The sequence below is a fragment of the Streptomyces sp. genome (assembly GCF_036566765.1).
Classification (GTDB): Bacteria; Actinomycetota; Actinomycetes; order Streptomycetales; family Streptomycetaceae; genus Streptomyces.
Genome location: NZ_DATCVQ010000550.1, coordinates 1 through 7,332, shown reverse-complemented (window position 1 = coordinate 7,332; position 7,332 = coordinate 1). Strand labels below are relative to the sequence as shown.

Below are 7,332 nucleotides of genomic sequence, written 5' to 3'. Positions count from 1 at the left end.
GAGGCCCTGACCCGGCTCGAGTCCCAGTGGGTGCAGCAGACCCCGCCCGCCGCCCCGGTGCTGCGCGCCTGGGCGGGGCTGCCCGCCTGGGCCCGCGACGAGGCGCCGTCGCCCCGCGCGGACACCCTCTGCCACGGCGACCTGCACCTCGGCCAGCTCGTCCGCCACCCCGCCCCCGACGGCCCCTGGTTGCTCATCGACGTGGACGACCTGGGTCTGGGCGACCCGGCCTGGGACCTCGCGCGCCCCGCCGCCTGGTACGCGGCCGGGATCCTGCCGCCGGAGATCTGGTCGGCCTTCCTCGCCGCGTACCGCGCGGCCGGCGGCCCCGCCGTCCCCGCCGACGGCGACCCGTGGCCCCAACTCGACGTCCCCGCCCGCGCCCTGACCGTGCAGACCTCGGCCCTCGCGCTGGTCAAGAGCGCCGAGGAGGGCCGCCCGCTCGACGAGGTGGAGCAGGTGATGATCGACAGCTGTGCCCGAATCGCGTCCGTCCGAACCGAGTTGGACGATCTCGCGTCATCGTAGGGTGAGTACACCATTCGAACGGCGAGGAGTTGAGCCGAGCATGCAGTGTCCCAAGTGCCATGCCCCGATGCACACGTACAACCGCAACGGCATCCAGATCGAGCAGTGCAGCGGCTGCCGGGGAATCTTCCTGGACTACGGCGAGCTGGAGGCCCTGACCCGGCTCGAGTCCCAGTGGGTGCAGCAGACCCCGCCCGCCGCCCCGCCGGCCTACCCGGCGCAGCACGCCCCCTCCGCCCCCGCCTGGGGCGCCCCGCACCACGGCGGCCACCACGGTCACCACCAGCGCGGCTTCGGCCGGATGCTCTTCTCCTCCTGAGAAGAAGCGGGAACGACGGAGCCCCCGGCCGCGAGATGCGGCCGGGGGCTCCGGTGGTGGTGCGCGATACTGGGATTGAACCAGTGACCTCTTCCGTGTCAGGGAAGCGCTCTCCCGCTGAGCTAATCGCGCGGGACGGCCCCAAACCCTACAGGACCAGGTGTTACTGCGTGCGCGATACTGGGATTGAACCAGTGACCTCTTCCGTGTCAGGGAAGCGCTCTCCCGCTGAGCTAATCGCGCGGGACGGTCCATGCGGACCGGATCTTCAGTTGTGCTGCGTGCGCGATACTGGGATTGAACCAGTGACCTCTTCCGTGTCAGGGAAGCGCTCTCCCGCTGAGCTAATCGCGCTTGGAGGTGGAGACGGGATTTGAACCCGTGTAGACGGCTTTGCAGGCCGTTGCCTCGCCTCTCGGCCACTCCACCAGGAGTGAATACAGGGGTTCGGGAAGATCCCCCACATCGAGCGGACGACGAGATTCGAACTCGCGACCCTCACCTTGGCAAGGTGATGCTCTACCAACTGAGCCACGTCCGCTTGTCGTTTCCGTTCCGCTTGCGCGTCCCGGCGACGTGTTGAACTCTAGCGGATTCTCGGGCCAGTACAAAAACGCGTTTCCGCAGCGTGCTGACCTGTGGCCGAGCCGTCGCCGATCCGCGTACGCCGTGTGTTCACTCCGTGTGGCCCTGCGGCGCCTCCCGGACATCTCCGCACCGGCTCCCACCGCTCGCCCCGTCGCTCGGCCCGGCACCCCGCCCGCCGCCGCCCTAGACTCACATCCGTGCACGACCTCGCTCCTCTGGCCCGCTTCGGCGGCCTCGTCGCTACCGACCTCAGGGACGTCACCCACGATCCCGAGGCACTCGACTCCTCCGGCTTCTGGGCCGTCGTGGCCGACTTCGAAGGCGGGCTCACCTGCGCCCGCTTCGCCGACGTCCGCGTGGCCCCGGTCCCCGCGCCCGCCCCGGGCGCCTGGCGCGGACCGGCCGCCGACGCCTGGACCTCCTCCCTGGACCGGACCGCCTACATCGAGGGCGTCCGCCGGGTCCGCGGGCACATCGCGCGCGGCGAGGTGTACCAGGCGAACCTCTGCCGGGTGCTCTCCGCGCCGCTGCCCGACCCGGATGCCGCCGACGTCGACGCCCTGACGGCGCTGCTCGCCCGCGGCAATCCCGCTCCGTACGGCGGAACGATTCGGCTGCCCTCGCACGGCGTGGAGATCGCCACCGCGTCCCCCGAGCTCTTCCTGCGCCGGGAGGGCGCGCGGATCTCCTCCGGCCCCATCAAGGGCACCGGCCGGACCGCCGCCGACCTCCTGCCCAAGGACCACGCCGAGAACGTGATGATCGTCGACCTGGTCCGCAACGACCTGGGACGCGTCTGCGAGACCGGCACCGTCACCGTCCCCGCCCTCTGCGAGACCGAGGAGCACCCCGGCCTCGTCCATCTCGTCTCCACCGTCAGCGGTCTGCTGCGCGAGGACGCCGGCTGGAGCGAGGTGCTGGCCGCGACCTTCCCGCCCGGCTCCGTCACCGGAGCGCCCAAGTCGAGCGCGCTGCGGATCATCGACTACCTGGAGACCGTGCCCCGCGGGCCCTACTGCGGGGGGATCGGCTGGGTGGACGCCGACGCGGACACCGCCGAGCTCGCCGTCGGCATACGGACCTTCTGGATCGACCGGTCGCACTCCGGCGGACCCGTGCTGCGGTTCGGCACCGGCGCCGGGATCACCTGGGGCTCCGACCCCGAGCGCGAGTGGGACGAGACCGAACTGAAGGCCTCCCGGCTGCTCGCGGTAGCGTCGGGCGCGTACGAGGCGAGCGAAAGGGCCATTTCTCTTTGAACGCGATGAAGCTGTGGGTCAACGGCGGGCTGCACGACGCGGCCGACGCCCGGGTCTCGGTCCTGGACCACGGGCTGACCGTCGGCGACGGGATCTTCGAGACGGTCAAGGCCGTCCGCGGCGAGACCTTCGCGCTCACCCTCCACCTGGAGCGCCTCACCCGCTCCGCCCGGGGCCTCGGCCTGCCCGACCCCGACCTCGACGAGATCCGCCGGGCCTGCGCCGCCGTCCTGGCGGCCAACCCGATGGAGCTCGGCCGGCTCCGCATCACCTACACCGGCGGCCTCTCGCCGCTCGGCTCCGAGCGCGGCGACGCCGGGCCCGGCCTGGTCGTGGGGCTCGGCGCGACCAAGCGCCGCCCGGACAGCACCGCGGTGATCACCGTCCCGTGGACCCGCAACGAGCGCGGCGCGCTGGTCGGCCTGAAGACCACCTCGTACGCGGAGAACGTCGTCGCCCTCGCCCGGGCGCACGAGTGGGGCGCGTCCGAGGCGCTGTTCCCGAACACGGTGGGCGAGCTCTGCGAGGGCACCGGCTCCAACGTGTTCGTCGTGCTCGACGGCCGCATCCACACCCCGCCGGTCTCCTCGGGCTGTCTGGCCGGCATCACCCGGGCGCTCGCCGTGGAGTGGACGGGCGCGCAGGAGACCGACCTGCCGCTGGACATCCTCGAGCGGGCCGACGAGGTCTTCCTGACCTCCACCCTGCGCGACGTCCAGGCCGTGCACCGGGTCGACGCCCGCGAGCTGCCGGGCGCGCCGGGTCCGGTGACCGCCAAGGCCATGCGGCTGTTCGACGAGCGGGCGGCCGCCGACAAGGATCCGCGTCTGTAGGTCGCCGGACCGCAAAACCTGGTGACGTCGAGCCGCGGGGCAGGTACAACACACCTGATGACCACCACCCTGCGGCCGACCGGGCCGCTCCAGACGGCAGCCGACGGGATGCGCTCGCGCGCGTACGAGGTGTGTGTGAACAGCCGCCCGGTCGGCGCCGTCCGGCTCGCCACCGACCCCGGGTTCGGCCCGAAGGCCGGCGTGATCGAGTCGCTGCGGATCGACGAGGCCGACCGGCGGCGGGGCCGCGGCACGATCGCCGCGCTCGCGGCGGAGGAGGTGCTGCGCGGCTGGGGCTGCACCCAGGCGCACGTCTCCGTGCCCGCCGAGGCCGCGATCGCCCAGCAGATGACCGAGGCCCTCGGCTACATCGAGCGCAGCCGCAACATGACCAAGCAGCTCTCGGGGCCGCCGCCGGTCCTGCCCGACGGCGTTGAGACGCGGCCGATGACGGGGGAGGAGTTCGTCGTCTGGGAGGCGGCCGGGCGGCAGAGCTACGCGGAGAGCTGGATCGCCCGCGGCGTCCCCGAGGAGCAGGCCCGCGCCAAGGCCGAGGCGAGCCACCGCGAACTGCTGCCCGAGGGGCTCGACAGCCCCGGCGTCTCCATCGACGTCGTCGTGCGGGACGGGGCGCTCGTCGGCCACGTGTGGACCGCCCGGCGCGAGCTGGAGCCGGGCCGGGGGGGCTGGTACGTGTACGACGTCCTGGTCGCCGCCGGACAGCGCGGCCACGGCTACGGCCGGGCCCTGATGCTGCTGGCCGAGCGAGTCGCCAGGGAGGCCGGGGAAACCCTGCTCGGACTCCACGTCTTCGCCGGTAACACCCCGGCCCTGCGCCTCTACGACTCCCTCGGCTACCGCACCACCCACATCAACAGCTACAAGACGCTGCTCTAGCGGCGGCTCGGCACCCAGGGGGTGTCTGACGGTTCCTTGCGGCGTCGCGGGGAACCGTCAGACACTCCCTAGCCGTTCGCGAGCAGGCGGTCGGCGATCGTCTCGATGCGCTCACGCAGGCCGTCCTGGCTCTTTCCGCCGTCGAGGCGCTCGCCGTCGATCACATACGTCGGGGTGCCGGTGACCTTGATCGCCTTCCCCTCCGCCCCGTCGGCGTCGACGGTCAGCAGATGCCGGCCGTCGATCAGCGCGGTGTCGAACTCCTCGGCGTCCAGGCCCAGTTCACGCGCCACGTCGAGCAGCACCGGCTCGCCCCGGTCGGCCAGCTCGGCCGTCCTGGCCAGCAGCGCCTCCGCGTACGGCCAGCCCTTGCCCTGCTCGGCCGCCTCCTCCGCGGCCTGCGCGGCGGCGTACGCGTGCTTGTGCTTCTCCAGCGGGAAGTGCCGCAGCCGTACGTCCAGCCGCTCGCCGTACTTGGCGCGCAGCGCGCGCACGTCGTCCAGGGCGCGCAGGCAGTCCGGGCACTGGAGGTCGAACCAGGCCTCAAGGACGACGGGGGAGGCGGGGGAACCGGTGGTGGGGTCGCTCATGGGGCCAGTCTCCCAGCCCGCTCCGGGGCCTCCCAACCGGGACCTGGGGAGGATGTCCGTCCCGGAGATCTCCCGGAGATCGGGCCCGCGACGGCCGCCGTCGTAGCCCCGCAGGCCGCGGCGGTGCAGGATGGAAGGGACGTATCGCCCGTCCCACTGCCTGGAGGACCGGATGCTTGCCGAGACTGTCTTTTCCGCGGTGGCCGCGGCCGGCCTGGGCATCGCCGCGATCACGGCGTACCGCAAGCGGTTCCTCGCCGCGACCAGGATCGCCGCGTACGCGCTCGTGCCGCTCGGCCTGGTGATGACCGGCGCCGTGCAGTGGCTCGCGGACACCGCCTTCAGCCCCATCGCCTGGGCCGGGTTCGGCGTGCTCGGGCTGGGCTGGCTGCTGTTCATGACCACCCGCACCATCGAGCGGCGACGTTCCGTCGCGGCGGGCGAGGGCGGGACCGGCAAGAAGGCGGCGGCCGAGCCGTCGGCCTCGGCGCCCGCGCTGGGTCAGGGGCAGAAGGGCGTGGCCCCCAAGGCCCCGGAGGCGTCCCCGAGCGAGGACTTCGGCGACATCGAGGCGATCCTGAAGAAGCACGGAATCTGACGAGATCCTGAAGAAGCACCGGATCTGACGAGATCCTCGACAAGCGCGGAATCTGAACGAGATCCTGGAAGCGCGGGATCCGGCGCGATCTCGAAGAAACACGGGATCTGATGAACTGCCCCGCGCGTGGGGCGTGTTGCTTGATCCTTCGGGCGGTCCCTGCGTCATCATCGCCCCCGAGATGCTGGAAACCTCGCGGGATCGAGCCCCCGCCCCCACAGAGGAGCCGCGCGGCTGTCTGTTCGCGCTCTCCCAGCCGCCGCTGATGATCTTCCTCGCGGTGATCGGCTGCCTGCTCCTGATGGCCTCCGTGCACGACCTCTTCCTGCTGTGAGCGGGAGGAGTCAGCCGGCGGCCGCTTCCTTGCGGCGCGCCCGGTACGCGGCCACATGCAGACGGTTACCGCAGGTCCGGCTGTCGCAGTAGCGGCGCGAGCGATTCCGGGACAGGTCGACGAACGCGCGGCCGCAGTCCGGGGCCTCGCAGCGGCGCAGCCGCTCCTGCTCCCCGGCGACGACGATGAACGCGAGCGCCATGCCGCAGTCCGCGGCGAGGTGGTCGGCGACCGATGCGCCCGGCGCGAAGTAGTGCACGTGCCAGTCGTAGCCGCCGTGGTCGGTGAGCTGCGGCGTCGTGCCCGCGGCCGCCACCAGCTGGTTGATCAGAGCGGCCCCGACGCGGGCGTCGGGCGCGGAGAACACGGCGGCGAACCGGCCGCGCACCTCGTGGACCGCCGCGAGGTCCCGGTCGTCGAGCTCGCCGACGTCGCTGATGTCGTGCGCCCGTACGAACGCCTGGAGCGCCGCGAGGTCCCCGAGCTCGTCGCCCCGATCGCCCTCCGGCGCGGTGTTCATCAGATCGACGACCCTGTCGAGGGCGATCCGGGTGTCGTGGGGGATCAGCACGTTCCGCTCCCTGGCCAGCTGCGGGCGGGCGCCCGCCGAATTGCGCTGACTCTAGCGGCTCTCGTACGCCCTGCCCGGAGCGGGCGGGAACGGGGCCGAAAGCGTACGGTCCCCGGTCCTGGGGCGGGAGGAACCGGAAGAGCGGGCTCCGGGCGGGGCTTCCACGCGGCTTCCGTTCCAAGGCGTCGGCGCCCGCACCACGTCGGATACGTGGTGCGGGCGCCGATCCCTGCCGTATGCGGTTGTCCGCGCGGCGCCGTCTCCCCGAGTCGGACGGCGCCGTGCGGCTCTCGGCCTGGCTCAGCGGGTCTAGCTGTCGGCCAGGATGTGGGAGAGCTCCGTGTCGAGGTCGAAATGACGGTGTTCGGTGCCGGGCGGCACCGCGGCGTCGGTCCGCTTCAGGAACGACTCCAGGGCCCGCGCGGGGGCCTCGAGCAGGGCCTCGCCCTCGGGGGAGCTCAGCGCGATGCAGACGACGCCCTGACCGTGACTGCGGGACGGCCAGACTCTGACGTCGCCGGTTCCGGTGGGCCGGTGCAGGCCCTCCGCGAGAAGGTCGCGGGCGAAGACCCACTCGACCGTCTCTTCGGCTCCGGTGTGGAAGGTGGCGTGCACGGCGTAGGGATCGGCCGTGTCATACCGCAGGCCCGCCGGTACAGGCAGTGAGGACTCGCTCGACACAACGAGGCGCAGGTGCAGCTCGCAGCTGACCGTGGTGTTCATAAGCGCCAGGGCCTTTCGCTCAGTGTGCGCTCGGGGATTCGCACGTCGGCGAAATCGACATGCCACCTACGGTGCCGTTGTAAACCCCTCTG

10 protein-coding genes and 5 tRNA genes are annotated in these 7,332 nt (G+C 72.1%); 7 read left to right on the top strand and 8 right to left on the bottom strand.

The genetic code is table 11. The annotated features are described in order from the left end of the window. A partial coding sequence (locus VIU94_RS31825) for a phosphotransferase family protein (RefSeq protein WP_331916719.1) occupies nt 1–528 on the top strand: 528 nt, incomplete at its 5' end. 40 nt (nt 529–568) lie between these two features. Further along, nucleotides 569–847: a TFIIB-type zinc ribbon-containing protein gene (locus VIU94_RS31820; RefSeq protein WP_331916717.1), complete on the top strand. Its 279-nt coding sequence runs from the start codon at nt 569–571 to the stop codon at nt 845–847. A 57-nt stretch (nt 848–904) separates the two neighbouring features. Here VIU94_RS31820 and VIU94_RS31815 read toward each other — a convergent pair. The 5 genes from VIU94_RS31815 to VIU94_RS31795 form a co-directional block, all read right to left on the bottom strand. Continuing rightward, nucleotides 905–979 (bottom strand) — tRNA-Val (locus VIU94_RS31815). Between the two features lie 39 nt (nt 980–1,018). Next, nucleotides 1,019–1,090: transfer RNA gene (locus tag VIU94_RS31810), tRNA-Val, on the bottom strand. Between the two features lie 39 nt (nt 1,091–1,129). Continuing rightward, nucleotides 1,130–1,201, bottom strand: a tRNA-Val gene (locus VIU94_RS31805). 1 nt (nt 1,202) lies between these two features. Continuing rightward, nucleotides 1,203–1,276, bottom strand: a tRNA-Cys gene (locus tag VIU94_RS31800). Between the two features lie 39 nt (nt 1,277–1,315). After that, nucleotides 1,316–1,388 (bottom strand) — tRNA-Gly (locus VIU94_RS31795). A 244-nt stretch (nt 1,389–1,632) separates the two neighbouring features. On the opposite strand from VIU94_RS31795, the gene VIU94_RS31790 reads away from it, so the two are divergent. The 3 genes from VIU94_RS31790 to VIU94_RS31780 are packed head-to-tail and all read left to right on the top strand — an operon-like array spanning nt 1,633 to nt 4,424. Next, complete coding sequence (locus VIU94_RS31790) at nt 1,633–2,694, top strand: chorismate-binding protein (protein ID WP_331916715.1); 1,062 nt, start codon at nt 1,633–1,635, stop codon at nt 2,692–2,694. Nucleotides 2,695–2,699: 5 nt separating this feature from the next. After that, entirely contained in the window at nt 2,700–3,527 is an 828-nt protein-coding gene (locus VIU94_RS31785; RefSeq protein ID WP_331916721.1) for an aminotransferase class IV, read from the top strand. Nucleotides 3,528–3,584: 57 nt separating this feature from the next. Then, on the top strand, nt 3,585–4,424 hold the full coding sequence (locus tag VIU94_RS31780) for a GNAT family N-acetyltransferase (protein WP_331916713.1): 840 nt from the start codon (nt 3,585–3,587) through the stop codon (nt 4,422–4,424). 68 nt (nt 4,425–4,492) lie between these two features. Here the strand turns inward: VIU94_RS31780 and VIU94_RS31775 are convergent, their stop codons facing one another. Continuing rightward, a complete protein-coding gene (locus tag VIU94_RS31775; RefSeq protein ID WP_331916711.1) occupies nt 4,493–5,014 on the bottom strand; it encodes a DsbA family protein in 522 nt (173 codons plus the stop codon). A 172-nt stretch (nt 5,015–5,186) separates the two neighbouring features. On the opposite strand from VIU94_RS31775, the gene VIU94_RS31770 reads away from it, so the two are divergent. Then, nucleotides 5,187–5,612: a hypothetical protein gene (locus tag VIU94_RS31770; RefSeq protein ID WP_331916709.1), complete on the top strand. Its 426-nt coding sequence runs from the start codon at nt 5,187–5,189 to the stop codon at nt 5,610–5,612. 181 nt (nt 5,613–5,793) lie between these two features. Further along, the gene (locus tag VIU94_RS31765; protein WP_331916707.1) at nt 5,794–5,946 is read left to right on the top strand and encodes a hypothetical protein; all 153 of its coding nucleotides are present in this window, start codon (nt 5,794–5,796) and stop codon (nt 5,944–5,946) included. Between the two features lie 10 nt (nt 5,947–5,956). Here the strand turns inward: VIU94_RS31765 and VIU94_RS31760 are convergent, their stop codons facing one another. Together VIU94_RS31760 and VIU94_RS31755 are read right to left on the bottom strand one after the other, a co-directional pair. Continuing rightward, nucleotides 5,957–6,517, bottom strand: coding sequence for a CGNR zinc finger domain-containing protein (locus VIU94_RS31760; RefSeq protein WP_331916705.1), 561 nt, complete (start codon nt 6,515–6,517; stop codon nt 5,957–5,959). Between the two features lie 309 nt (nt 6,518–6,826). Then, the gene (locus VIU94_RS31755; RefSeq protein ID WP_015032345.1) at nt 6,827–7,240 is read right to left on the bottom strand and encodes an SsgA family sporulation/cell division regulator; all 414 of its coding nucleotides are present in this window, start codon (nt 7,238–7,240) and stop codon (nt 6,827–6,829) included. Nucleotides 7,241–7,332: the final 92 nt, after the last annotated feature.

Bases quoted from the DNA above. Each gene is read 5' to 3' on its own strand.
- VIU94_RS31820 (WP_331916717.1), top strand. From the start codon at position 569: ATGCAGTGTCCCAAGTGCCATGCCCCGATGCACACGTACAACCGCAAC.
- VIU94_RS31785 (WP_331916721.1), top strand. From the start codon at position 2,700: ATGAAGCTGTGGGTCAACGGCGGGCTGCACGACGCGGCCGACGCCCGG.
- VIU94_RS31780 (WP_331916713.1), top strand. From the start codon at position 3,585: ATGACCACCACCCTGCGGCCGACCGGGCCGCTCCAGACGGCAGCCGAC.
- VIU94_RS31775 (WP_331916711.1), bottom strand. From the start codon at position 5,014: ATGAGCGACCCCACCACCGGTTCCCCCGCCTCCCCCGTCGTCCTTGAG.
- VIU94_RS31770 (WP_331916709.1), top strand. From the start codon at position 5,187: ATGCTTGCCGAGACTGTCTTTTCCGCGGTGGCCGCGGCCGGCCTGGGC.
- VIU94_RS31765 (WP_331916707.1), top strand. From the start codon at position 5,794: ATGCTGGAAACCTCGCGGGATCGAGCCCCCGCCCCCACAGAGGAGCCG.
- VIU94_RS31755 (WP_015032345.1), bottom strand. From the start codon at position 7,240: ATGAACACCACGGTCAGCTGCGAGCTGCACCTGCGCCTCGTTGTGTCG.